The sequence below is a fragment of the Anaerococcus vaginalis ATCC 51170 genome, from assembly GCF_000163295.1.
GTDB lineage: Bacteria > Bacillota > Clostridia > Tissierellales > Peptoniphilaceae > Anaerococcus > Anaerococcus vaginalis.
Map to the genome: position 1 here is coordinate 570,102 of NZ_GG700527.1, position 25,811 is coordinate 595,912.

At 27.3% G+C, this 25,811-nt stretch carries 22 protein-coding genes; 21 read left to right on the forward strand and 1 reads right to left on the reverse strand.

Annotation, left to right across the window (positions count from 1 at the left end; translation table 11 throughout):
* The first annotated feature begins 9 nt into the window (after positions 1–9).
* The 13 genes from plsX to rpe are packed head-to-tail and all read left to right on the forward strand — an operon-like array spanning position 10 to position 14,482.
* The gene (gene plsX / locus HMPREF0078_RS02725; RefSeq protein ID WP_004838553.1) at positions 10–984 is read left to right on the forward strand and encodes a phosphate acyltransferase PlsX; all 975 of its coding nucleotides are present in this window, start codon (positions 10–12) and stop codon (positions 982–984) included.
* On the forward strand, positions 981–1,205 hold the full coding sequence (locus HMPREF0078_RS02730; protein ID WP_004838554.1) for an acyl carrier protein: 225 nt from the start codon (positions 981–983) through the stop codon (positions 1,203–1,205). Before plsX ends, HMPREF0078_RS02730 begins: the two co-directional genes overlap by 4 nt.
* Entirely contained in the window at positions 1,205–1,921 is a 717-nt protein-coding gene (gene rnc, locus HMPREF0078_RS02735; RefSeq protein ID WP_004838555.1) for a ribonuclease III, read from the forward strand. Before HMPREF0078_RS02730 ends, rnc begins: the two co-directional genes overlap by 1 nt.
* Positions 1,914–2,990, forward strand: coding sequence for an elongator complex protein 3 (locus HMPREF0078_RS02740; RefSeq protein WP_004838556.1), 1,077 nt, complete (start codon positions 1,914–1,916; stop codon positions 2,988–2,990). Before rnc ends, HMPREF0078_RS02740 begins: the two co-directional genes overlap by 8 nt.
* Positions 2,986–6,507, forward strand: a complete 3,522-nt coding sequence (smc, locus tag HMPREF0078_RS08935) for a chromosome segregation protein SMC (protein ID WP_039920719.1) — start codon at positions 2,986–2,988, stop codon at positions 6,505–6,507. The genes HMPREF0078_RS02740 and smc overlap by 5 nt, the downstream gene beginning before the upstream one ends.
* Positions 6,508–6,518: 11 nt before the next feature.
* A complete protein-coding gene (def, locus tag HMPREF0078_RS02750) occupies positions 6,519–6,983 on the forward strand; it encodes a peptide deformylase (protein ID WP_004838558.1) in 465 nt (154 codons plus the stop codon).
* Entirely contained in the window at positions 6,955–7,914 is a 960-nt protein-coding gene (fmt, locus tag HMPREF0078_RS02755) for a methionyl-tRNA formyltransferase (RefSeq protein ID WP_004838559.1), read from the forward strand. The genes def and fmt overlap by 29 nt, the downstream gene beginning before the upstream one ends.
* 1 nt (position 7,915) lies before the next feature.
* On the forward strand, positions 7,916–9,196 hold the full coding sequence (rsmB, locus tag HMPREF0078_RS02760; protein ID WP_004838560.1) for a 16S rRNA (cytosine(967)-C(5))-methyltransferase RsmB: 1,281 nt from the start codon (positions 7,916–7,918) through the stop codon (positions 9,194–9,196).
* Positions 9,193–10,224 carry a 23S rRNA (adenine(2503)-C(2))-methyltransferase RlmN gene (gene rlmN / locus HMPREF0078_RS02765; protein ID WP_004838561.1) on the forward strand — a complete coding sequence of 344 codons (1,032 nt, stop codon included), beginning with the start codon at positions 9,193–9,195 and terminating at the stop codon, positions 10,222–10,224. The genes rsmB and rlmN overlap by 4 nt, the downstream gene beginning before the upstream one ends.
* A gap of 2 nt (positions 10,225–10,226) precedes the next feature.
* The gene (locus HMPREF0078_RS02770) at positions 10,227–10,955 is read left to right on the forward strand and encodes a Stp1/IreP family PP2C-type Ser/Thr phosphatase (protein WP_004838562.1); all 729 of its coding nucleotides are present in this window, start codon (positions 10,227–10,229) and stop codon (positions 10,953–10,955) included.
* Positions 10,956–10,962: 7 nt separating this feature from the next.
* A complete protein-coding gene (gene pknB / locus HMPREF0078_RS02775) occupies positions 10,963–12,966 on the forward strand; it encodes a Stk1 family PASTA domain-containing Ser/Thr kinase (protein ID WP_004838563.1) in 2,004 nt (667 codons plus the stop codon).
* The gene (gene rsgA, locus HMPREF0078_RS02780; protein ID WP_004838564.1) at positions 12,963–13,826 is read left to right on the forward strand and encodes a ribosome small subunit-dependent GTPase A; all 864 of its coding nucleotides are present in this window, start codon (positions 12,963–12,965) and stop codon (positions 13,824–13,826) included. The genes pknB and rsgA overlap by 4 nt, the downstream gene beginning before the upstream one ends.
* Positions 13,820–14,482 carry a ribulose-phosphate 3-epimerase gene (rpe, locus tag HMPREF0078_RS02785; protein WP_004838565.1) on the forward strand — a complete coding sequence of 221 codons (663 nt, stop codon included), beginning with the start codon at positions 13,820–13,822 and terminating at the stop codon, positions 14,480–14,482. The genes rsgA and rpe overlap by 7 nt, the downstream gene beginning before the upstream one ends.
* Positions 14,483–14,577: 95 nt before the next feature.
* Here rpe and rpmB read toward each other — a convergent pair whose 3' ends face one another.
* Entirely contained in the window at positions 14,578–14,766 is a 189-nt protein-coding gene (gene rpmB / locus HMPREF0078_RS02790) for a 50S ribosomal protein L28 (protein WP_004838566.1), read from the reverse strand.
* Between the two features lie 164 nt (positions 14,767–14,930).
* Here rpmB and murB point away from each other — a divergent pair, with 164 nt between their 5' ends.
* From murB to rlmD, 8 genes are read left to right on the forward strand one after another with little or no spacing between them, the layout of a single operon-like run.
* Positions 14,931–15,833 (forward strand): UDP-N-acetylmuramate dehydrogenase, encoded by a 903-nt coding sequence (gene murB / locus HMPREF0078_RS02795; RefSeq protein ID WP_004838567.1) that lies wholly within the window; start codon positions 14,931–14,933, stop codon positions 15,831–15,833.
* A complete protein-coding gene (gene rapZ, locus HMPREF0078_RS02800; protein WP_004838568.1) occupies positions 15,833–16,687 on the forward strand; it encodes an RNase adapter RapZ in 855 nt (284 codons plus the stop codon). The genes murB and rapZ overlap by 1 nt, the downstream gene beginning before the upstream one ends.
* Positions 16,675–17,397, forward strand: coding sequence for a tyrosine-protein phosphatase (locus HMPREF0078_RS02805; protein WP_004838569.1), 723 nt, complete (start codon positions 16,675–16,677; stop codon positions 17,395–17,397). The genes rapZ and HMPREF0078_RS02805 overlap by 13 nt, the downstream gene beginning before the upstream one ends.
* Before the next feature lie 11 nt (positions 17,398–17,408).
* A complete protein-coding gene (gene whiA, locus HMPREF0078_RS02810; protein ID WP_004838570.1) occupies positions 17,409–18,326 on the forward strand; it encodes a DNA-binding protein WhiA in 918 nt (305 codons plus the stop codon).
* Positions 18,326–21,775, forward strand: a complete 3,450-nt coding sequence (locus HMPREF0078_RS02815) for a DNA polymerase III subunit alpha (RefSeq protein WP_004838571.1) — start codon at positions 18,326–18,328, stop codon at positions 21,773–21,775. The genes whiA and HMPREF0078_RS02815 overlap by 1 nt, the downstream gene beginning before the upstream one ends.
* Positions 21,776–21,785: 10 nt before the next feature.
* Entirely contained in the window at positions 21,786–22,745 is a 960-nt protein-coding gene (gene pfkA, locus HMPREF0078_RS02820; RefSeq protein WP_004838572.1) for a 6-phosphofructokinase, read from the forward strand.
* 20 nt (positions 22,746–22,765) lie between these two features.
* Positions 22,766–24,538, forward strand: a complete 1,773-nt coding sequence (pyk, locus tag HMPREF0078_RS02825; protein WP_004838573.1) for a pyruvate kinase — start codon at positions 22,766–22,768, stop codon at positions 24,536–24,538.
* Positions 24,538–25,785, forward strand: a complete 1,248-nt coding sequence (rlmD, locus tag HMPREF0078_RS02830) for a 23S rRNA (uracil(1939)-C(5))-methyltransferase RlmD (RefSeq protein WP_004838574.1) — start codon at positions 24,538–24,540, stop codon at positions 25,783–25,785. Before pyk ends, rlmD begins: the two co-directional genes overlap by 1 nt.
* Positions 25,786–25,811 lie beyond the last annotated feature (26 nt).

The window sequence follows — 25,811 nt, forward strand, 5'->3', positions numbered from 1 at the left end:
GGGGAAATTATGAAGATAATTATAGATACTTATGGAGTAGATGATGGAATAAAAATTCCAATAGAAGGTGCAATTAGTGCTTTAAAAGAAAAAGATTTTGTGCCAGTTTTTTCTGGAGATAAAGAAAAAATAGAAAAAATTATTGATGGAAGAATAAAATCCTACGAAATAATAGATGCTAAAGACAAAATTGAAAATAATGAAGATCCAGTAAAGGCTATAAGAAGAAAAAAAGATTCTACAATGGTTAAAGCTTTTGACAAATTAAATGAAGATGGTTACGATGGATTAGTTTCTGCAGGCTCAACAGGAGCAATTCTTGCAAGCGGATTATTTATTTCTGGAAGAATTAAAGGAATAAAAAGAGCTTGCATAGCAACAAGCCTACCAACTTATGAAAATACAACTTTATTATTGGATACTGGGGCAAATATGGATTGCAAAGCAGAATTTTTAAAAGAATTTGCAATAATGGGAAGTGTTTTTGCAAAAAATGTACTTCATATAGAAAATCCTACAGTTTCACTTTTAAATGTTGGAATTGAAGAACACAAGGGCAACAAATTAGCAAAAGAAACTTACAAATTATTGGAAGAATCTTCAATAAATTTCAAAGGAAATATTGAAGCAAGAGATTTGTTTACTGGCAAGACTAATATAGTAATAGCAGATGGATTTGACGGAAATATTGCTATAAAAACTGCAGAAGGTGTAATTAGTCTTTTCAGTAAGGAAATTAAAGATGCAATTTACAAATCATTTTCAACAAAAATTGGAGGAGCCTTGATAAAAAATTCATTAAAAGAAAATTTATCAAAATATAACTCAGATTCTATAGGAGGAGCTCCACTTTTGGGAGTAAACCAATATGTTTATAAGGCTCACGGCAATTCTAATGAAAAAGCATTTAGCTCAGCGATTTTAGGCTTAATAGATTATGTAAATACAAATACAATAGAAAAAATAAAAGGAGAATTAGAATGATAAGAGAAGAATTAATTGAATTAGTAAAAGAAAATTTAGATATTAATGAAGATGAAATTGATTTTGAAAAAGAAATCACAGCTTATGACATAGATTCAATCGATATGCTTGATTTTATTATGGCAATTGAAGATAAGTATGACATAGAATTTTCTGATGACGAATTAGATGAAATCGAAAAATTTTCAGATGTAATATCTTTAATAGAAAGCAAAAATTAATGAAATTAAGTAAAGAAAGATTAGAAGAAATTGAAAAACTTGAAGAGAGTATAGGCTACACTTTTAAAAATAAAAATCTTATTGATGTAGCCCTTACTCATTCTTCTTATATTAATGAGAGCAAGGATGAAAATAAATCATCAAACGAAAGATTGGAATTTTTGGGAGATAGCATTCTCGATTTAATTGTAAGCGAAGAACTTTACAAAAATCACAAAACATATCCAGAAGGAAAATTAACGAAAATAAGATCAAGGATAGTTTGTACTTCATCTTTTTCAAAAGCAAGTGAAAAATTTAATTTATCTTCATATTTGTTGTTTGGAAAAGGGGAAGAAAGTCATAATGGTAGAGAAAAAAAATCTGTAAAAGCAGATACTTTTGAGGCTTTTTGTGCTGCAATTTATCTTGATGCAGGATATGATTTTCTAAAAGATTTTTTAATGAAAAATTATTATGAAATTGTAAAAGAACTTCTAGAAAATGACTTGCTTTTTATTGATTACAAAACAAAATTACAAGAATATTTTAACAAGACAAACAGAATAATTTTAAAATATAAACTTGTAAAAGAAGAAGGTCCAGAGCATAATAAAACATTTTATATGGAAGTTTCAGCCAAAAATAAAAAACTTAGCACTGGCAAGGGAAAAAATAAAAAAGAAGCTGAACAAATGGCAGCAAGAATCGCTTATAAGAAGTTGACAAATGAGTAAAAAAGAATATATAATACCAATTTTTATACCATTTTTGGGTTGTCCCCACGATTGTGCTTTTTGCAATCAAGTCAAAATTACAAATTATAAGGACAATATAAATAAAGAAAATACTATAAGGCAAATTAATCAATACTTATCATATTTTCCAAAAAATGAAAATCTTAAAGAAATTGCATTTTTTGGTGGCTCATTTACAGGTCTTGATGAAAAAGTAATGATTTCTTATCTTGAAATTGCACTTAATTATAAAAAGAAGGGAATTATTGATAGAATCAGATTATCTACAAGACCTGATTATATAAATAATTCTATTCTTGATATATTAAAAAAATATGAGGTTGATGTAATTGAACTTGGAATACAATCACTTGATAATGAAATATTAAATGCAAATGAGAGAGGTCATAGTAAAGAAGATTCAATTAGGGCAAGCAAATTAATAAAAGATTATGGTTTTAAATTAGGTCATCAAATCATGCCTGGTCTTTATAAGGATTCTTTTGATAAAGCTATCAAAACAGGATTAGAGTCTATAAAAATGAATCCTGATATGGTAAGAATATATCCGACTTTGGTTATAAAAGATACAAAACTTGAAAAATTATATAAAGAGCGTTTATATAAGCCTCTTAGCTTGGATGAAGCTATTGAAATATCTAGTAGGCTTTATATGATTTATTCATATAAAAAAATTCCAGTAATAAGAATAGGACTTCAACCAACAGAAAATATAAATGAAAAAAAAGATGTTGTTGCAGGGCCTTTTCATCCTTCAATTAGACAATTGGTTGAAACAAATATTCACAAAATTTATTTGGAAGAATTAATAAATAAATATAGGCTAAAAAATAAGATAAAAATTCATATATCAAACAGAGAAATTTCAATAATAGCTGGAAATAAAAAAGCAAACAAAAATTATTTTTACAAAAAATATGGCTTGATTATAAATTTTGAAAATGATGAAAATAATTTTATAGAGTATGAGGATAAAAAAATATCCTATGATATTGAAAATTTTATGAGAGAATTTGTAGAAAAAACTTACGGTGGTGATTTATATTAGATTAGAAAGTGTTGAACTTAAAGGATTTAAGTCCTTTGCTAATAGGACAAAAATAAAATTTGATAATCAAATAACTGCTGTAGTTGGTCCAAATGGTTCTGGAAAATCAAATATAGCAGACGCTATAAAATGGGTTTTGGGTGAACAATCAGTAAAATCTTTGAGAGGAAAGAAGATGGATGATGTAATCTTTCAAGGAGCTGATGATAAAAAACCTATGAATATGGCGGAAGTAAATCTTTCATTTAATAATAAAGATAGGGCTTTGTCCAGTGACTATGATCTTGTAAAAATTTCTAGAAGAATTTTTAGAAATGGCGACAATGAATATAGGTTAAATGGAAAAAGAGTAAGACTTAAAGATATAAAAGAATTATTTTTGGATACAGGTATTGGGAAAGAAGGATATTCTGTAATAGGTCAAGGAAGAATTGATGAAATTTTGAATTCATCAAATCAAGAAAGAAGAAATATTTTTGAAGAAGCAAGTGGAATTGCAACTCACAAATATAGAAGAGAAGAATCCCTAAAAAAATTATCTAAGGTTGATGAAGATCTTGAGATAATTCAAAGAGAATGGGACTACAAAAATAAGGATAAAAATAAGCTTGAAATTGAAGCGAAAAATTTTGAAAAATATATTGAAATTGAAAGCTTGCTTAATGAAAAAGCCTATTTATTTTATGCAAATAAATCTAAGTCTTTAAACGAAAAAAATAAAGATTTAATTGAACAAATTGAAATTTTAAAAAATAATCAAGAAGAAAAAACTAGAGAATTTGATAAGGTAAATGAATCTTTATTGCCAATAGCAGAAAATATCAGAGATTTAGAAAATAAATATAAAAATCTTGACCAAAGAATTTTAGACAATGAAAAAAATATTGATAAGTACACCAATAAGATAAATCTGGATAGGCAAAAACTTCTTTATAACAAAAAAGATTTAGAAAGAAATAACAATGATTTTAAATCGTATGATGAGAAATTTAAAAATTACGAAATTTCTCTAAAAAATCAAAAAGATAAGCTTGAAAATACAAAAAATATAATTAAAAATTTAGAAGAAAAAAATAGAAAATTATCTGAGAAAAAAGATGAAAGCATTGCTTTATTATCTTCAATACAAAAAGAAATTGAAAGATTAAAAAAAGAAGGCGAAGATTTAAATAAATTAATATATGACTATGATATAGATCAAAAAACAAGAACAATTCTTGAAAAACAAAGATTTGAAAATAACAAGATAATCAATGAAAAAATTCAAGAATTAAATAATGATTTGTCAAATCTTAGCAAAGATTTAAATAAATTGGAAAAGGAAAAAGAAAATCTTTCAAAAGATATTGAAGAAAAAAATACAAATCTTGAAAATATAAAAGAAAAAATCATAAATGAAATAAATAAGAAAGATGATTTAGAAAAAGAAATCAACCAAAATAACCTTTCTTGCAAAGAAGAAATATCAAATTATAAGATACAAAAGTCTTTGATGGAAAGAAATGAAGGGTATTTTTATTCTGTTTCAGATTTTTTGAAAAAAACCAAAAATACAGAGATTGAAAAATTATATATAAATACTCTAGCAAATCTTATAACTGTAAAATCAGGATATGAAGAAATAATTGAAAATCTTATAGGTCAAGGTCTCCAAAATATTGTAACATGGTCAAAAAAAGATACTAGAGAGATAATTAATTTTGTAAATAAAAATAAGCTTGGCAGAATTACATTTTTACCTTTGGATTCAATAAAACAAAATAAAAAAGCTAGAGTTGAAGAAAAAGAAGTTATAGCTATGGCTTATGATTTGGTTAGTTTTGATTCAAAACTTGAAAATATTATTAATCATTTTCTTTCAAATACGGTTGTTGTAAAAAATATAGACGATGCAGTAAGCTTATCAAACAAAATTAAGGGATATAGGATAATTTCTTTAAATCTTGATTTAATTAATACTTGGGGTTCAATGGTTGCCGGAGTTAATAAGGCTAGAAAATCAAATATTAATATCCTAAATAGAAATAAAAAAATAAATGAAATTAAGTCTAGGATAAATAAGTTAAGAAACGAGAGAAATGACTTATTAGAAAATTATAACTCTTTAAATATAAAATTAGAAGAAAATCAAAGATTAAGGCAAAAAAAAGAAGATGAATTAGTAGAAGCTAATGGAAATTTAATAGATATAAGGTCTATTTTTGACAAAAAAAATTATCAAAAGCAAAGTCTAATTCAAAGAATTGACGAGTTAAAAGAATCTTTGAATGAATCAAAAGAAGAAGAAAATTTCAAAGATATAGAAAAAATCAAATTAAAACTTTCAAATGTAAAAAAAGAAGATGAGATTTTAAAGGAAAAATCTATTGAAAATAGCAAACTAATTAATGATTTATCCAACGAAATATTTAAAAACAAAAATAGTATTGAAATAAATACAAGAGATTTAAATATTTTAGAAAATAGGATAAGTGAAGATGAAAATAGTCTTTTGAATTTGAAACAAAATATAGAATTTAATCAAAAGATGAAAAAATCTTTAGAAGAAAGTTTGATAAATTTAGAAAAAGAAATAAGTGCTTGTGAAAATAAAGTTTTAGATACAAAAGAAAAAGTAAAAGAAGATGAGGAAAATAAAATCAAGATTTCTATGGAAATTGATGAGAAGAAAAACTCTAATCATAAATTATTATCTCTATCTAAAAATATAGAAAATGAATTAAATGAATATTCTATGAAAATAGTGAAGTTTAATTACAAACTTGAAGCTATAAGCAAGGATTTGAAAAATTTAGAAGATGAAATTAGACCATTTATTTCAAAATCTTTAGAAGATTTAAAAGAAAATAATTACGAAAATTCTTCAAAGCAAATTAAAAAGGAAGAATTATTTAATCTTCAAAAAAAATTGACTCAAGTCGGATTTTTTGATGAAAATTCAAAAGAAGATTTTGAAAAGGCCTACAAAGAATTTGAATTTTTAGATAAGCAAAAAATTGACCTTGAAAAGTCCAAAAAAGATATTGAAAAAATGATAAAAAAACTTGAAGAAGATATGAAAGATGAATTTATCAAAAATTTCAATATAATTGATGAAAAATTCCAAAGGATATTTAAGGAATTGTTTATGGGAGGAAAGGCAAAGCTAAGCCTTGATTCAAATGATTTATTAGATGCGGGAATTGATATATCCGCTTGCCCGCCAGGAAAAAGTACAAAAAATATAAGCTTATTATCTGGTGGAGAAAAATCACTGACGGCTGTGGCTTTATTATTTGCAATATTTGAAACAAATCCTGCTCCATTTTCTTTATTAGATGAGATTGATGCGGCTATGGACGAATCAAATATAAAAAGATATATAGATTATTTAAAATCTTTATCTGACAAAACACAATTTATAATGATAACTCACAGACAAACTACCATGCAATTGGCAGAAAAAATTCATGGAGTTACAATTGGCGATGGTGGAATTTCAAAAATTTATTCGATAGATTTTGATGATGAAAAATAGAAGGAGAAAAAATGGCAATTAGAAATATAAGACAAGTTGGAGATCCTATTTTAAGAAAAACTTCAAAAGAAGTAAAAGAAGTTAATGATAGAATTAAAATTTTATTAGATGATATGGCAGAAACAATGTATAAGGCTGATGGAGTTGGACTTGCAGCACCACAAGTAGGACTTTTAAAAAGAGTTATAGTTGTGGATGTTAGAGACGAAGATGGTTTGATTAAACTTGTAAATCCAGAAATTATTGAAAAAGATGGTGAGCAAGTGGGAGTTGAAGGATGTCTTTCAGTTCCAAATTTTAATGCAAATGTAAAAAGACCTGCCCATGTTGTTGTAAAATATTTAGATGAAAATGGAGATGAGAAAAAAATAGAAGCTGAAGGCCTAAAAGCTGTAGCTCTTTGCCATGAAATTGATCATTTAAATGGGATTTTATTTATAGATAATTATGAAGAGGAAGTTAAATTTGACGAATAAAATAAATATATGTTTTATGGGAAGTCCAAAGTTTTCGCTAGAAACTTTGGATATTCTTAATAAAAACGAAAATATAAACCTAAGTTTAGTAGTAAGTGGAAAAGATAAAAAAAGAAATAGAAATAAATTTAAGCCAACAGTAGTTAAGCAATATGCTTTGGATAATAATATTGAAGTTGTTACTCCAGATAGTGTAAACACAGATGAATTTATAAATTTATTAAAAGAAAAAAATATTGATTATATAGTAGTAGTTGCTTTTGGTCAGTTGATAAAAGAAAAATTATTAGAAGAATATAAAAATAAAATAATCAACTTGCATCCATCATCTCTACCAAAATACAGAGGCTCTAGTCCAGTACAATTTAGCCTATTAAATGGTGACAAAAAAACTCATGCATCAGCCATGCTTATAGAAAAAGGAATGGACTCAGGGGATATTATAAATCAAAAAGAAGTTGAAATAAAGGCTGAAGATGATTTTACATCTTTAAGTGAAAAACTATCAAAAATTGGAAGTGAGGTTATACTTGAGTCTGTATTAAATTATGATGATTTTATGAAAAATAGAATAAAGCAAGATAATGACAAGGCAACTTTTACAAAAAAAATTACAAAAGAAATGGGAAAGATTGATTTTAATCAATCAAAAGAAGAAATAATAAATAAAATTAGAGCTTTTGTAGAATTTCCAAAAGCATATTTTTCATATAAAAATGAAAATGTAAAAATTTTAAAAGCAAGCCCAGTTGAAATTGAAAATTCAAAAATATCTTTTGTATATAAGGCTAACAAAAATGACAAAATTATTATTGGCTGTAAAAATGGTGGAATAAGAGTTGAAAAAATTCAATTTCCAGGCAAAAAAGCTATGGATACAAGGTCATTTTTACTTGGAAATGATTTTGAAGAAGGAATTTATTTAGGATAATATGGAAGATTTTAAATTAATATTAGATGGACTTTATAGAATTTCTTATAAAAATGAAAAATCTACAGATATTATTAATGAAATAGCAAAAAAAGTAGAAGATATTTCCTATATAACAAAAAACATATATGGAGTTTTGGAAAATAAATTATACCTTGAGTATATTTTGGCAAAGTTGTCAAAAATAAAAGTGAAAAAATTGGACAAAAAAGTAAAACTTATTTTGTTAATTGGAATTTATAATATTCATTTTTTAGATAGAAAAAATTATGCAATAGTAAATGAATTAGTAAATCTTACCAAAAAAGTTTCTTTTAAATCAAAATCTTTTGTAAATGCTATTTTAAGATCTTATATAAGAGATGAAAAAAATTTATCAAAAATAAATAAAGAAAATGATGAAGAATTTAATTCGATAAAATATTCCATGCCTTTGTGGATTATAAAATATTTGAATGATTCATACGGGAAAGATTATACTCAAAAATTTTTAGATTCTTTGAATAAGGAAAGAAAATTATCTATAAGGATAAATAAAACAAAAATCACAAGAGAAAAATTAAAAAATCTTTTGGAAGATAAGGGATATATTGTAGAAGACTCTTTGATTTCGACTTTAAGCCTTGTAATTAAAAATCCTAAGTCTTTAGCAAGCACAGAAGAATTTAAAAAAGGATTTTTTACAATCCAATCAGAAGCTTCTATAAAAGTTTGCGAGATTCTTAATCCTAAAAAAAATTCAAATATTTTAGATATATGTGCAGCTCCAGGAACAAAGACATCTTTTATAGCTGAACTTTGCGAAAATTCATCAAAAATAATTGCAAATGATATTTCTTTTAATAAATTATCAAAAATAAATGAAAATATTAAAAGGTTGGGACTAAAAAATATAGAAATTACAAATTTTGATGCTAGTATTTTAAAGGAAGAATACAAAGAAAAATTTGATTATATTTTATGCGATTTGCCATGTTCTGGTCTTGGGGTTATGGATAGAAAACCAGAGATAAGATATAATAGGACTATGGAAGATGTTATTAGTCTTTCAAAACTTCAAAAAAATATTTTGGATAAGGCTTTTTTATATTTAAAAACAGGTGGGATTTTGGTATTTTCTACTTGTACAATTGGAAGTATTGAAAATAAAGATAATTTCAATTATTTATCCAAGAAAAAAAGGCTTAAAAATATAAAAATTAATGGAAAAGATTACTTGGAATTTAATAGTTTTGAAGATGAAACAGATGGATTTTTCTTGACGAAATTTGAAAAGATATGATTATGAAACAAACAATAAATGACAAAACTATCAAAGAATTAGAAGAAATTTTTAAAAATTTAGGATTTCAAAAATTTAGGGCAAAACAAGTTTTTAGGCAAATTCATGTAAATAAAATAAATGATTTTTCTAAAATGACTGATTTGTCAAAAGATATGAGGAAAAAATTAGATCAAATTTTATATTTTCCAAAGATTAAAATTTTAAAAGAATTTAAATCTAACTTGGACAAAACAAAAAAATATTTATTTGAACTTGATGATGGAAATATTATTGAAGCTGTTTTTATGGAATACGATAATAGAAATACAATTTGTATTTCGTCACAAGTAGGATGCAAAATGGGATGCAATTTTTGTGCATCTACCAAAAATGGTCTTGAAAGATCTTTATTAGCATCTGAAATAATAGAAGAAATTTATCTTTTAGAAAGAGAAAATTCAGATATTAATAATATTGTTGTCATGGGAATAGGAGAGCCTCTAGACAATTTTTCAAATATAGAAAAATTTATTAAAATAATTACAGATGACAATGGAAGAAATTTATCTCACAGAGCAATAACAATTTCTACTGTAGGACTTGTTGATAAAATTTACAAGCTTGCAGATTTGGGATATGATATTAATTTGGCTGTTTCCCTACATTATGCTTTTGATAAAAAAAGAATGGAATATATGCCAAGTGCAAAAAAATATAAAATAAAAGATATTGTTAAAGCTTGTGATTATTATTTTGAAAAAACAAAAAGAAGAATTTCTTATGAATATGTTGTCATAGATGGGGTAAATAATTTAAAAGAAGACATTGATAAATTGGAGAAACTTTTTAAAGGTAAAAATATTCATATAAATCTTATTCCTTTAAATCCAATAGAAGAATTTAAATATTCAAAAACTAAGTCTAATGTAATGGATCAATTTCAAAAAAAATTATCAACTAGGGGTTTAAATGCAACTATAAGAAGATCAATGGGCTCAGATATTGATGCATCATGTGGACAACTTAGAAATAACTATGCGAGGTAGAAATGAAATTTAGTACTATTTCAAATATCGGCAAAGTAAGAAGCGAAAATCAGGATTATTATGGAAATCTTGATTTGGAAAATTATAGTTTTTTTATTGTAGCCGATGGTATGGGTGGATATAATGGAGGAGAAATTGCTTCAAAACTTGCAGCAAAATATTATTTAGAATATATAAAAAATTCTAATATTAAAGATTTTTCTTCTATTATTGACTTGCAAGAAGAAGCTTTACAAAGTGCAAATGATAAAATTTTTTCTTTATCAAAATCATACGAAGAATATGCAAATATGGGAACAACTGCAGTTTGTGTTTGCATAGATTATGAAAAAAAATCTTATCATATAACACACATTGGAGATTCTCGATGCTACATATATTCAGATAAAAAATTACAACTTATAACTAGAGATCATTCTTTGGTAAATGATCTTATAGATTCAGGCTCTCTTACAGAAGATGAAGCAGAAAATTTTGCAAATAAGTCTACTATAACAAGAGCAGTTGGAGTAGGAAGTAAAATTAGACCAGATTCTAGGTCTTTGGATATGAAAGATAGTGATATAATGCTTATGGTTACTGACGGTTTGACAAATGAAGTGAGTGATGTAGAAATAGAAGCTATTATTGCCAATAATTCTACAGCTGATAAAATTTCATCAAGCCTAGTTGATTTGGCGATAAAAAATGGTGGACATGATAATATCACTGTAACTACAATTTTGATTTGAGGTAAGTATGGACAATATTATTTTAGGTAATAGGTATAAATTGCAAGATCTTATTGGTGTAGGAGGAATGGCAAAAGTTTATAAGGCAACTGATAGACTTCTACAAAGAGATGTAGCAATAAAAATTTTAAAAGATCAATATGCTGAAGATGAAGAATTTGTAAAGAAATTTTCTAATGAAGCTTTATCAGCAGCAAGACTTACACATGTAAATATTGTAAGTGTTTATGATATAGGCGAAGATTTAATTGAAGGCAAAAAAATTCATTATATAGTAATGGAATATGTTGAAGGAGAAACGCTAAAAGAAAAAATTGATAGGGAAAAAAATCTATCTAATCATGATATAGTAGATTATTCAATTCAAATTGCCCAAGCACTTAATCAAGCTCATTCATCAAATATTATTCACAGAGATATAAAACCACAAAATATTTTGATGGATAAATATGGCTTATTAAAAGTTACTGATTTTGGGATAGCAAGAGTTTCTACAAATGCAACTATAACTTACACATCATCAATTTTGGGTACAGTTCATTATATTTCTCCAGAACAAGCAAAGGGCAAATTTGTTGATGAAAAATCAGATTTATATTCTCTTGGTGTTGTTATGTATGAAATGGCAACTGGTAAAGTTCCATTTGATGCGGATAATTCGGTTGGAATTGCAGTTATGCATATCCAAGATGAACCAGAAAGCCCAATCAAATTAAATGAAAATTTATCTCCAAGATTAAATGACATAATAATGAAACTTCTTCAAAAAGATCCACAAGAAAGATTTAAAAGTGCTAAAGAATTAATTAGGGCATTAGAAGATAATTCTTATGATATAGGATATTTCAAAAAAGAAGATACAGCAAAAATTCAAAAACCAAAAGATGAAATACAAGAAACATCTTTTATTCCTGTAGTTGAAAATAAAAAGAAAAAACAAAAACCTAAAAAAGAAGAAAATGAAGCAGTATATGTAACACCTACTGATGATTCGGATAAAAAATCTGAAAAAAAATCAAATAAAAGAAAGATTTTGCCATTTGTTTTGATGCTATTGGCAGTTATTGTGGCTGGATATTTTTATGCAAAATCAAAAGATTCAGACATGGTACAAGTGCCTACAGTTATAAATTTAAGTGAAGAAGAAGCTGTAGAAATTTTGGAAGAAAAGAATCTAAAGGCAAATGTATCTCGCTATGCAAATAGTTCTAATTACGAAAAAGGCAAGGTAATGGAACAAGATCCTAGTCCAAAAACAAAAGTTAAGAAAAACACAACTATAAATCTTGTTATAAGCCAAGGAAAAGAAGTTAAAGTTCCAAATCTTTCTGGCTTAACCTTAGATCAAGCTGAAGAAAAATTAAAAGAACATGATCTAGAATTGGGAAAAACAAATACAGAATATAGCGATAAGGTTGAAAAAGATAAAATTATTGAGCAAGATCCTGAAAAAAATGAAAAAGTTCAAGTAGGTAGTGAAGTTGATGTTACAATAAGTTTGGGAAAAGAAGAACCTGAAGTTAAAAATGTAAAAGTTCCTTATTTTATAGGCTCATACGAAAAAGACGCAATCAATGTTGCAAAAGATGCAAATCTTACAGTTGAAAATATTTCTTATGAATATTCAGACGATTATAAAAAAGGAATTGTAATTGAACAATCTATTTCTGCTGGCACTCAAGTTGCTGAAGGCTCTAAAATTGATTTTGTTGTCTCAAATGGAAAAGATCCAAATAAAGATGACAGCAATGAAGAAAATCAAAATAAGCAAAAGCAAGTAAATGTAAAATTTACAATAAAAGGACCTCAAGATAAAGATAGTTTTAATGTGAAAGTTTATAAAATTTCTGATAGTAACCAAAGAACAGATCTTTTATATAACGAAAATCATAGTTCATCAGAGCTTGATTCTAGTGGAAATATTAGTTTGGATTTTAAATCTGTTGTAGGCACTAAAGTTGAGATTTTAGTAGATGATAAGTCTCAAGGAGTTTATGAAGTAAACAGATGATTGGTAAAATAATAAAATCACAAAAAGAAATATATTATGTGTTAACTGAACTTGATACTTTTATGTGCAAGGCTAGGGGAGTTTTTAGAAAAAAAAATATAAAACCTCTGGTTGGAGATAATGTAGAATTTGACATTACAGAAAATTCTAAAGGCTATATTACAAAAATCTTAGATAGAAAAAATGAAATTAAAAGACCAAATATAGCAAATATTGACCAAATTTTATATTTTATTACTATAAAAAATCCTAGCCTTAATCTTTTTAATATTGATAAGTACCTAGCTATGTGTGAACATATAAATATTGATGTAGTAATAATAGTTTCCAAAAAAGATTTGGCAGATGAAAAAGATTTAGAATTTATAAAAATGTATGAGAAAATAGGTTATAAATTGGTTTTTATTGACAATTATAATGATTTTCCTAAAAATGAAATTTTAAAAATTTTGGATGGAAAAACTTCTGCTGTTTCTGGCTCATCTGGTGTTGGAAAATCTACTTTTTTAAATAATCTTGTAGAAGATGAAATAGAAATCGGCACGATTTCAGAAAAATCTAAGAGAGGAAAAAATACAACTAGACATATTGAAATTTTTAATTTAGGAAAAAATACAAATATTTTTGATACACCTGGCTTTGATAGTTTTGATATTGATTTTATTGATGATGAAAAAGATTTAAAATATTGTTTTAAAGAATTTGATAATAATTCGTGTAAGTTTAATAATTGTAATCATATAAATGAACCAAAGTGTAAAGTAAAAGATGATCTTTTAAAAGGATTTGTTGAAAAAACTAGGTATGAAAATTATTTGTTGTTGTTTGAAGAAATAAAAAAAAGGAGACAAACATGGTAGAAATAGCCCCATCACTTTTATCAGCAAATTTTTCTAATTTGCAAAAAGATTTAGACGAATTGAAAAAATCTAATATTAAATATCTTCATATTGATGTAATGGATGGGAAATTTGTCCCAAATATTTCTTTTGGCTTTCCTATAATAAAAGCGATTAGAAAAGATAATGATTTTGTTTTTGATACTCACTTGATGATTGAAGAGCCTATAAGATATATTGAAAATTTTAAAAAATGTGGATCTGATATAGTTACAATTCATTATGAAGCTTGCTCTAATTTGGATGAAACTATTGAAAAAATCAAATCTTTTGGTATGAAAGTTGGTCTTAGTTTTAAACCAAAAACTGATATAAATAAAATCATTCCATATTTAGAAAAAATTGATTTGTGTCTTATTATGAGCGTTGAACCAGGTTTTGGCGGTCAATCTTTTATGGAAGATTCTTTAGAAAAAATCAAAAAAATCAGAGCACTTATCGATGAAAAAAATTTATCTTGCCTTATTGAAGTCGATGGGGGAATTAAAGATTTTAATTTGAAAAAAGTAATTGATGCAGGAGTTGATTTGGTTGTAAGTGGTTCTGATATTTTTTCTAATAATGAAAATTCAATTTCTAGACAAGTTGAAAAATATAAAAAAATAATAAATGAATAAAAAAATAAAAAATCCCTTTCGAAATTATTATTTTATAATTTCGAAAGAGATTTTTTTAATGAAAAAATAGTGCTTATAGCACTATAAAATTCTTCTTAAGCTTTTTCTACTTTTCCGCTTTTTATACATTTAGTACAAACGTTGATTGTTTTTACGCTTCCATTAACTTTAGCTCTTAATTTATGAACGTTTGGTTTAAAGTTTCTATTTAGTCTTCTATGTGAGAAAGTAACTTTGTTACCAAATTTTGTACCTTTTCCACAGATATCACATTCTCTTGCCATACTTTACACCTCCAATGTCTTAGAAATATCTTAGTTATTATATCAAATTTATATCAAATTTTCAAATATAATCGCTACTTGCTATTATATAGAAAAACAGACAAAAAATCAAATAAGAGTATAATAAAAATAGATTTTAGTAAGTAGTTAGACAAGGAGGCTTTATGGATTATAAGTCATTGTATGAAAATAAAGATTTTGGAATTATTAAATTTGATGAACAATTAAAAAATTATACAAATTTTGGCATTGGTGGCAAAGCAGATGTCTTGGTGGAAGTAAAAGAAGAATACCAACTTGTAGATTTGATTAAATTTAATCAAAAAAATAATATAGAAACAACTATAATTGGTAACGGGACAAATATTTTGGTTACTGATAAAGGAATTAGGGGTTGTGTTATAATTATTTCTAAAAATTATGACAGAATTTCTCTTGATGGAAATTTGTTAAGAGTAAGTGCGGGATCTCTTTTATCAAAAGCTAGCAAATTTTCTTTTGAAAATTCTTTAACTGGCATGGAAGAAGTTTCTGGAATCCCTGGAAGCCTTGGTGGAGCTGTTGCTATGAATGCAGGGGCTTATGGCGTTGAGATGAAAGATATAATTAAAAGTGTACGATTAGTTTCTAAAACTGGAGAAATTTTAGAAGTTTCTAATGAGGATATGGATTTTTCTTATAGACATTCTAAGGTTTTTGATGATGATTTGGTTGTTTCTGAGGCGGTTTTTGAATTAAAAAAAGATGATAAAGAAAAAATCTATGAAAAATATGAGGATTTTACAAATAGAAGGGTTACAAAACAACCTCTTGATAAAAAATCTGCAGGCTCTACTTTCAAAAGACCAGTTGGCTCTTTCGCTTCTAAATTAATTGATGAATGTGGTTTAAGGGGCTATAGAAAAGGCGATTGTCAAGTTAGCGAAAAACATTGTGGATTTTTAATTAATAATGGCAATGCAAGTTATGAGGAAATGATTAATTTTATTGAGGAAGTTGCAAGTATTGTTTTTGAAAAAACTGGTTTTAAACTTGAAAGGGAAGTTAAAGTCATAGGAGAAAAATAGTGAAGGTAAAAATAATAACAGGACTTAGTGGCTCTGGAAAATCGACAGCTCTTAGAATTTTTGAAGATCTTGATTATTATGCTATGGACAATGTTCCTGCAAGACTTTTGGAAAGTTTTATAAAATTAAATAAACAGCAGGAAAAACCAATAGACAAGCTTGCTTGTGTTGTTGATTTTAGGTCTATAAAAGTTGATAAAAATTTGGTAGAAAATCTGGAAAATCTCAAAAAAATAAACGAAGATACTAAAATAATTTATCTTACAAGTCAAGATGAAACAATTTTAAAAAGATATAATGAATTAAGACGTCCTCATCCTTTGGGTTCTTTTGGAGATGTAAAAGATGGACTTATAAAGGAAAAAAGAGAATTGAAAAAAATTAAGGAAATGGCAGATATTATAATTGATACAAGCTCTTATAATAACAAGGATTTAAAAAAAGTTCTCCTTAATTTTTCTGAAAATAAAGAAAATTTCATTATAAATTTATTTTCTTTTGGATATAAAAATGGTCTAAGCCTTGATGTTGATGTAGTATTCGATTTGAGATTTTTGCCAAATCCTTTTTATATAAAAGATTTAAAGCACCTAAATGGAACTGACGAAAAACTGCAAGAATATCTTGATGGCTTTGAAGTTGCAAATGACTTTAAAAATTTGGTGTATGATAATTTGTTAAAGCTTATTCCCTATTTTATTAAGGAGGGCAAAAACTCAATTTCTATTGGATTTGGTTGCACAGGTGGTCAACACAGGTCAGTTTATATGTGTGAAAAAATTTATGAAAAACTCAAGGATAGCGATTATATAGTTGTGAGAAAACACAGGGATAGGGAAAAATGGAAAAAATAAAATATTTAAAAATTTTACCATTTGAAAATATAAAAAATGCTAGAAACTTGGGAGGTTACCCAACCATTGATGGGGAAATTACTTCTTGGAAATCTTTTATTAGAAGTGCAAATCTTGATTCTTGCACAAAAAAAGATTTAGATTTATTGAAAGATTTAAATGTATCAACAATAATTGATTTAAGACGTGATGACGAAATCAAATATCATTATGAAAAAATCAAAATTTTAAAAGAAAAATTTTCTCATTACAATGTATCGCTTTCTCCAAGGCCAATGCGCCAGGAAGAGATCCAAAGATTAATTGAAAAAAAAGATACAATAGGAAAATCTTATATTACATTAATTGATAATTTTCCTGCTATAAAAAAGATTTTTGAAATAATGGCAGATGCTGATGGAAGTGTACTTTTTCATTGCCAAGAAGGTAAAGATAGAACTGGAATTATTTCTATGATTTTATTTGGACTTGTAGGAGTCTTTAGGACAGATATTATGGCTGACTATGAAATTTCTTCTGCTAATTTGGGTTATGTAGACATGTATGGGCAAAATGAAAACGAAGCAGTTTTTAGGATAACTTCTCCATACAACATAAAAGAAGCCATGGAATATATACAAAGAAAATATGAAACTTATGATGCTTACTTAGAATATGCAGGTGTTGAAAAGAAAATTATAGAAAAAATTAAAGAAAAAATGATTGAATAGAGAGTGATTATATGTCTTTTTCAAAAAGATGTAAAAAAGAAATATTAAAAAAAGAGCCTGATTATAAAGAGATTGATATGGAATTATTAGCCTACTTTTATTTTCAAGGCTCTATTAGGATAGTGAATAATTCTTACCAAATTTTATTTAAGGCAAGCGAGAACATAGAAGCAAGGTATATTTACAAGATTATAAAAGAAAAATATAACTATTCTCCAGCTATGGAAATCCAAAATAAAAGAAAATTTTCAAAAGATAGGTCTTATGTTGTTTTGGTAGAAGATAGTGAAGTGGCAGATAAAATTTTAGCACTTGCAGATTCTTATAGCTTATATGAATTTGAAAAATTTTTTGAAAATATCAAAAGTAGAAATGAAAAAAAGATTATTTTAAAATTAGCATTTTTGCTAAAAGGTTCAATTAATGATCCTTATAGGGGCTATAATCTTGAAATTAATGTTCAACAAAAAGAAGAAGCACTTTTGATAGGAAAAATTATGGAAGAATTTTCTATAAATCCAAAATTAAATTTGAGAAATGATTCTTATTGTGTTTACATAAAAGATTCTGATAAAATTTCAGATTTTTTGGCTTTAATTGGAGCAAATAAATCACTTTTTGATTTAGAAAATGTAAGGGCAATGAAGTCAATTAGAAATGACATAAATAGGCAAACAAATTTCGACAAGGCAAATATTGATAGGACTGTAAAAGCAGCCTTTAGGCAAGTTGATGCAATAAATAAATTAAAAGAAAAAAATATTTTAGAAAATCAAGCAGAAGATTTGCAAAAAATTGCCGAATTAAGGCTTGCCTATCCTTATATTTCTCTTGAAGAATTGGGCAAAATGATGACTCCAGTCCTTTCAAAAGCTAAGGTTAATTACAGACTCCAAAAACTTATAAAACTTGCAGAAAGTGAGGAATAATGACAAATAATTTCACCCACCTCCACCTTCATACAGAATATTCACTTTTAGATGGTTTTACAAAAATTGATAAATTAATGGAAAAGCTAAAAGAATTTGGAATGGATTCTTGCGCAATAACAGACCATGGAAATATGTATGGGGTAATTGAATTTTATAAAAAATGCCAAGCAAATAATATTAAACCAATAATTGGTTGTGAAGTTTACATTTGTGAAAATGATTATAAAATAAAAACTCCCCAAAATAAAAGATATTACCATCTTATCCTTTTGGCAAAAAATAATAATGGCTATAAAAATCTTTTAAAAATCGTATCAAAAGCCTACACACAAGGATATTATTACAAGCCAAGAATAGATTTTGAAGTTTTAAAAGAATACAAAGAAGACTTGATAGGCCTTTCAGCTTGCTTAAATGGAGAAATTAATCAAAGAATTTTAGAAAATGATATAAAAAAAGCATATTCTACAGCCAAAAAATATCTTGATTTATTTGGCAAAGAAAATTTTTATTTGGAAGTACAATATCATGGTTTAAAAGAACAAAAAAAAGTTAATGAAGTATTACTTCGAATTCACAAGGATTTGGATATAGAACTGGTATGCACGAATGATGTTCATTATGTTGAAAAAAATGATGCCTTTTATCAAGATGTTTTATCATGTATCCAAACAGGTTCTTTATTAGAAGATGAGAATAGGATGAAAATGCCTGTTGATGAATTTTATCTAAAAGATTCTCAAATGATGGAAGAAATTTTTAAAGAATTTCCAAGAGCTTTTGAAAATACACAAAAAATTTCTGCTATGTGCAATGTTAGCCTAGAATTTCATAATCCCCACCTACCATATTTTACAAAACTTCCAAAAGATACAACAAATCTTGAATATCTAAAAATTCTAGTCAAAGAAGGTCTTATAAAAAAATACAAAAATTTAGATGAAAAAATTATAAAAAGAGCAAAAAAAGAAATCGACGTAATAAATAATATGGGTTATGTAGATTATTTTTTGATAGTTTGGGATTTTGTAAAATATGCCAAAGATAATAAGATTGCAGTAGGACCTGGTAGGGGATCAGCAGCAGGTTCAATTGTATCTTATGCTCTCGATATTACACAAATTGATCCTTTAAAATATGATTTGCTTTTTGAAAGATTTTTAAATCCAGAAAGAGTTTCAATGCCTGATATTGATATAGATTTTTGCTATGAAAATAGGGATAAGGTAGTTGAATATGTATATGAACTTTACGGACGAGATCATGTTTCGCAAATAGTAACTTTTGGTAGGATGCAAGCAAGAAATGCAATAAGAGATGTGGGAAGGGTTATGAATATTTCCTACAATAAGGTCGATAAAATAGCAAAATTAATTCCTCAAGCAATAGGAATGACAATTGATAAGGCTCTTGATTCTACTGAAAAATTAGCTTACGAATATCAAAATGATGTTGAAACAAAAAGAATGATAGATACTGCAAGAAATATCGAAGCCTTACCAAGGCATACATCAATCCATGCAGCAGGAGTTGTTATAAGCAAGGAAATTTTAACAGATATTGTTCCTCTAGCTTTATCAAACGATCAGATAGTTACCCAATTTAATATGACAGAAATTGAAGAATTGGGTTTGTTGAAGATGGATTTTTTGGGACTTAGAAATCTTACGGTAATTCAAGATACAATAAAAGATATAAAGAAAAATAAAAATATAGAAATTGATCTTGGGGCAATTGATGAAAATGATCCAAAAGTTATAAGTCAATTTACCAAGGCTGAAACAGTTGGAATTTTTCAATTTGAATCAGCTGGTATGAGAAATTTTCTTAAAAATTTAAAACCAACAAGATTTGATGATTTGGTTGCGGCAAATTCACTTTTTAGACCAGGACCAATGGATCAAATTCCAAATTATATAAAAAACAAAATAAATCCACAAAATATATCCTACATAGATGATGCCCTAAAACCAATTCTTGAAGTAACTTATGGCATAATTGTATACCAAGAGCAAGTTATGCAAATTGTACAAAAACTTGCGGGATTTTCGCTTGGAGAGGCTGACAATCTAAGACGCGCAATGAGCAAAAAGAAAATGAGCGTAATGGAAGCAAATAGGGAAATATTTGTTCACGGCAAGAAAAATCAAAATGGAGAATACGAAGTAATAGGTTGTGTAAATAATGGAATTTCAGAAATTAATGCCAATAAGATTTATGATGAAATGATTTCTTTTGCAAAATACGCCTTTAACAAATCTCACTCAGCTGCTTATTCCTTGGTAGCTATTCAAACTGCATTTTTAAAATATTATTTTAAAGAAGAATACATGGCTAATCTATTGACTTCAATTATGGGCAACTCTTCTAAAGTTTATTTATATATTTCAGAGGCAAAAAGGCTTGGAATAAAAATTGTTCCACCAAATATAAACAAATCAAAAAGAAGATTTATAGCAAGTGAAAATGAGATAGTATTTGGTCTATCGGCTATAAAAAATGTTGGTGAAAATTTAATAGATTTAATTGTTAATTTAAGAAAAGAGAAAAATTTTAAAAGCTTTAAAGATTTTCTAGAAAGAATTGAGGCAAATGATCCAACAGTTTTAAATAAAAAAGCCTTGGAATCCCTTATAAAAGCTGGAGTTTTTGACTGTATGGGATACAAAAGATCTGAGCTTATGGCAGTCCACGAAACTGCTCTCCAATCAATTCATGATAATGAGAAAGTGAATTTAAAAGGTCAAATGAATTTGCTTGATTTTGACCAAAACAAAGAAGAAATAATAGATGATATAAAATTTCCACCAGTTAATGAATATAAAAATAAGCAAAAATTAAAATTAGAAAAGGAAGTTTTAGGTTTTTATATTTCAGATCATCCCTTAAATTCTTTAGGAAATAATTTGAAAAATTATGTGAATTTTACAACGGAAATTTTAAGTGAGCTAAGACCGGTAGATTTAGATAAATTTGACAATAAAAGTGTAAGGATGGCTGGAATTATTACAAATAAATCTGAAACCATGACAAAAAAAAGCACCTTGATGGCTTTTTGTTCTTTGGAAGATATGTCTGGCTCAATAGATATGATAATTTTTCCAAATATTTATAAAGATGTAAAAAGTATAATTGAAAATGATACACTTGTGATTGTTAGTGGAAATCTACAATCTAGTGATGATGAGTTGAAATTGATTGTATCAAATATAAAAGAAATTGATGAAAATTCTTTTAAAAATTTGTATATAAAAATGGAATATGTAAGGTATAATAAAATACGAAAAGATCTAAAGAGTAACCATGGTAGCACACCAGTGATAATTTATTTTTCTGACAAAAAAAAGACAGTCAAACTTGATAAAAGCTTGTGGATTGACCAAAATTCAGATATAATAAATTATCTGAAGTTGAAACTTGGGAAGGATAATGTTAAATTAATTTAAAGGAGAAACAATGAAAACAATAGGTATACTTACTAGTGGTGGCGATGCACCGGGAATGAATTCAGCGATTAGAGCTGCAGTAAGAACAGCCCTAAACAACGGAATGAGAGTAAAAGGAATAAGAAATGGATATGACGGGTTGATGAAAGGAGATATTTATGAAATGAATGTTTCATCAGTTGCCGATATTATCCATAAAGGTGGTACAATTCTTGGAACTGCAAGATCAACTGAATTTAAAAATGCAGAAGGTCAAAAAAGAGGAGCTCAAATCCTTAAAGATTATGGAATCGAAGGACTAATCGTAATTGGTGGAGATGGTTCTTTTAAAGGAGCAAAGGCTCTTAGTGATTTGGGAATAAAAACCATAGGAATTCCAGGAACAATTGATAATGATATGGGCTATACAGATTTTACAATAGGATTTTTTACTGCAATTGAAACAGTAACTGATGCTATTGGAAAATTAAGAGATACTTCATCATCTCACGGAAGAGCAGTTGTAATAGAAGTTATGGGACGTAATTGTGGAGATTTAGCTTTATTTTCTGGACTTGCTGGTGGAGCAGAATCAATCATAGTTCCAGAACACAAATTTTCAATTGATGAAATAGTTGAAAAAGTAAATCACGGGAGAAAAAGAGGAAAATTACACCATCTTATAGTTCTTGCCGAAGGAGTTGGCAATCCATATACTGTAGCAAAAGAAGTTGAAGAAAGAAGTGGAGTTGAAACAAAAGTTACAGTTTTAGGCCACGTTCAAAGAGGAGGCTCTCCATCTTCAGCTGATAGATTATTAGGTTCTATTATGGGTGCAACAGCAGCAGAATTATTAAACGAAGAAAAAACAAATATAGCTTTAGGCTATACAAATGGAAAAATAAATCAAGTTAGCATAGATGAAGCAGTATCAATGAATTCTGATTTTAATGAAGATCTTTACAGACTTGCTAACAAATTATCTAAATAGGAATAGATGGAGGATAAGTTATGAAACCAGATATATTAAAGAAAACCAAAATTGTATGTACAATAGGACCAGCTTCACAATCTCCAGAAGTTTTGGAGCAATTGATTAAAAATGGAATGAATGTTGCAAGATTAAATTTCTCACATGGCTCTCATGAAGAACATCTTGAAAAAATTAAAACTATAAAAAGAATAAGAAGAAAATTAAATGTTCCTTTGGGACTTATGCTTGATACAAAGGGTCCAGAAATTAGAATTGGAAAATTTGAAGAAAAAGAATATTTCTTGAAACCAGATGATATTTTTACACTAACAACTAGAAATATTGTTGGAAACAAAGATATTGTATCAGTTTCATACGAAGGCTTACCACAAGATGTAGAAAAAGGCTCAATAATTTCAGTAGATGATGGTTTAATTCAACTTGAAGTAATTGAAATTAAAGATGGAACAGAAATAGTTTGTAGAGTACAAAATAATGGAGTAATTTCTAATAACAAAGGAGTAAATCTTCCAGGAAGAGTTACAAACCTACCATCAATCACACCAAAAGATGTAGATGATATTAAATTCGGAATTGAAAACGGCATTGACATGATAGCAGCATCTTTTGTTAGAAAAAAAGAAGACATTTACGATATAAGAAAAGTCCTTGAAGATCATGGCGGAGAAGATATTTTGATTATATCAAAAATAGAATCTCAAGAAGGTGTAGATAATGCTGATGAAATAATCGAAGCGAGCGATGGAATTATGGTTGCAAGAGGAGATTTGGGTGTTGAAATAAGAACTGAGCTTATCCCTCTTGTACAAAAAGAAATAATTAGAAAATGTAATAAGGCAGCAAAACCAGTAATTACAGCTACACAAATGCTAGATTCAATGCAAAGAAATCCAAGACCTACAAGAGCAGAAACAACTGACGTTGCAAATGCAATTATAGATGGAACAGATTGTGTAATGCTTTCAGGAGAAACAGCAGCAGGAAAATATCCAGTAGAAGCTGTTAAAACTATGAGAGATATTTGTATTACAACAGAATTATCAGACGATTTCGAAGAAAATATTTATCAAACAGAAATAGATAGAAAAATTACAACAACAAACGCAATTTCAAAATCAACTTGTACAATAGCAAGTCAATTGAGAGCAAAAGCTATAATTACTTGTACAGCATCAGGAAATACAGCAAAGGCAGTTTCTAAATTTAGACCAAGAACAAATATAATTGCATGTACAATTGATGAAAAAGTTGCAAGAAGATTGTCAGTATCTTGGGGAGTTTATCCAATAATAGTAGAAAAAGCTCACGAAACAGATGAATTAATCGAAAGAGCAATAGTTGGAGCATTAAAAGAAAATTACGTACAAGAAGGAGATTTAACAGTTTTAACTGCAGGAATTCCACTAGGAGTTTCAGGAACATCAAATTTAATTAAAGTTCACGTAATAGGAGATATAATTGCAAATGGAACAGGCGTTGGAAACAAATCCGTTTCAGCAAAAGTTGTAGTTGGTTCAACAAAAGAAGAACTTGAAGGAAAATTCGAAGACGGCGATATAATCGTTGCAAAATATACCGACAAAGATATAAACGAATTTATGGAAAGATCTTCAGGAGTTATTGCAGAAAATGGAGGACTAACAAGCCATACAGCAGTTGTAGCAATCCACTTTGGAATTCCAGCAATACTTGGAGTAAAAAATATTACAAACCTATTAGAAGACGGAGATACAATAACACTTGATCCACTTGGAGGAATAATCTACAAGGGAGAAGCAAAGGTATTATAATGGAAATAAAAAATATCAAAATAATTGATATTCTACAAGACGGTAGGGCAGTTGCAAAAACAGAAAGCAAAACTGCCTTTATAGAAGGCGCAATTTACGGAGAAGTTTGCAATATAAAAGTAAATAATGAAAAAAAGAATTTCTTTGAAGCAGAAAAAACAAAAACTTTAGAGAAATCTCCCTACCTTAGAAAACCACCATGTCCATATTATTATGAATGTGGTGGTTGTTCTATTATGGATATAAATTATAAAAGTCAAATAAAATTAAAGAAAAATTTAATAAAAAATGCCCTATTAAAATCAGCAAAAATAAAAATAGATGATTTAGAAATACTAGAAGGAAAAGAATTTGGATATAGAAATAAAATTAGGTTACAAATAAATAAGAATGGGAAACTTGCCTATAATAAAAAGTATTCCAATGACCTTGTAGAAATAAAAGATTGCCTTTTAGCAAAAGATTTAATAAGAAAAAATCTAGAAAAAATAGAAGAAATCACAAAAGATATTACAAAAAAATATCCAAATAGCCTAGAAGAAATCACAATAAGAGCAAACGAAAAAGAAATACTTTTAAATATAAAAATAAAAGACGAAAAAATAATCCCATATATAAAAAATCAATACAAAAATTCAACTTATAACATAAACCTAATAAATAAAAAAGAAACAATAAATATTTCAGGCAAAAATTATCTTGTTTATAATCTTTTAGGGAAAAAATTTAAAATTACTATGAACGATTTTTACCAAGTAAATGATTATATGACAGAAAAATTATACAAAACAGCCAAAGATTTCTTGGGAGAAAATCAAAAAGTCCTAGACCTATTTTGTGGATCAGCAACAAGCTCAATCGCCATAAACGATGATCATGTTGTAGGAATAGAAATAAACAAAAATGCCATAAAAGATGCAAAAGCAAACGCAAAAGAAAATGATCTAAAAGATTATAAATTCATAGCAAAAAACGCAAACTACATAGACGATAAATTCATAAAAAAAGAAAAAATAGACGCCATAGTTCTAGACCCACCAAGACGAGGATTAGATAAAGAGATAATAAAAACCATAGCAAAAACAAAAATAAAAAAAATAGTCTACATCTCCTGTAACCCACAAACACTCGCAAGAGATATAAAAAGATTCCAAGAAAAGGGATATAAATTAGAAAAAATCAAGGGATGTGATATGTTTTCAGAGACTATGCACGTTGAGATGGTTGCATTGATTGCAAGGGACTAGTCCTGCAGCAAACAATATTGCAACGT